The organism is uncultured Campylobacter sp. (genome assembly GCF_937949835.1).
Taxonomy (GTDB): Bacteria; Campylobacterota; Campylobacteria; order Campylobacterales; family Campylobacteraceae; genus Campylobacter_B.
This window is the reverse complement of the sequence record NZ_CALEDC010000379.1, coordinates 1-1,095: the sequence shown is the minus strand read 5'-3', so window position 1 is coordinate 1,095 and position 1,095 is coordinate 1. Positions and strand designations below refer to the sequence as shown.

1 protein-coding gene and 1 pseudogene are annotated in these 1,095 nt (G+C 42.4%); both read left to right on the top strand.

The window, feature by feature from the left end; translation table 11 throughout:
• The coding region (locus tag Q0256_RS08630; protein WP_297962241.1) for a transporter substrate-binding domain-containing protein at nt 1-647 on the top strand (647 nt) is incomplete at its 5' end.
• Nucleotides 648-874: 227 nt separating this feature from the next.
• A pseudogene (locus tag Q0256_RS08625) lies at nt 875-1,095 on the top strand (amino acid ABC transporter substrate-binding protein); the annotation flags it as partial.

Sequence of the window (1,095 nt, the reverse complement as noted above, 5' to 3'; positions counted from 1 at the left end):
GCTCGATCGCCAAAGACATTTTCGGCGATAAAAAGGGCGAAGTGCAGTTCGTAGCTGTAACCGCGGGCGAGAGAATCCCGTTTTTGAAAAATAATAAGGTCGATATGGTTATCGGCACCTTTATGATTACACAAGAGCGCAAGAAGCAGGTGGATTTCTCACTTCCGTATCTATCGGTAAATTTTGGCATCGTAACGCGTAAAGAGGATCAAGTGAAGGACTTCGCACAGGTTCTCGATATGAGAATTTCGATCGAAAAGAACCCAAACGGCTCGATGACCGAGCGCTATTTGCGAAAGGAAAAATTTAGCAATTTAGTTTACTGCAAAAATACCTCCGAGTGCTACGCGATGATGAAGGACGGCAGAGCCGACGGCTACGCCAATGACAACATCATCGTCCTAGCCTATGCCGTAGTAGACGATACGCTCGAAGTGCCGTTTAAAAACCTAGGCGCAGCGGAATTCTTAGGCGTCGGCGTGCAAAAAGGCAATCAAAGTTTGCTTGATTTCATCAATGCCGATCTAATCAAACTAAGCAAAGAGGGCTTTTTCAAAAAGGCTTATCAGGACACTTTCGAGCCTTTTTACCGCGGCACAGCGGATAAAAAATACTTCCTGCTAGATGGAATTTATGACTTATTATAAAAGCGAGCTAGAAATTAAAATATAAAATTTATCGAAGGCAGTTTGCATAACGAATAAATCTTGGGATTTAAAATTTAGCGAATTTGCGAAATTTTAAATCCCCACTTCGCCCCTAAATTTCAAACCTGCATACGCGCGGTGATTGAATTTTAAACCGCTTGCATTTATTTTCTCTAAAATATATAGTGCTATAATTATTCCGAAAACTAAAAAGTAGGGGGCTTTTTATGAGATTACTTTTTATTTTAGCCTTATTTTGCGCTAGCATTTTTGCAAATACACTAGATGAAATCAGGCAGGCAGGGGTTATCAGAGTAGGCGTGCGCGAAGGTCGTCCGCCGCTAAGCGAGTCTAATAACGGCAAGTTTGAGGGCTTTGAAATCGAGCTTGCTAGCTCGATCGCCAAAGACATTTTCGGCGATAAAAAGGGCGAAGTGCAGTTCGTAGC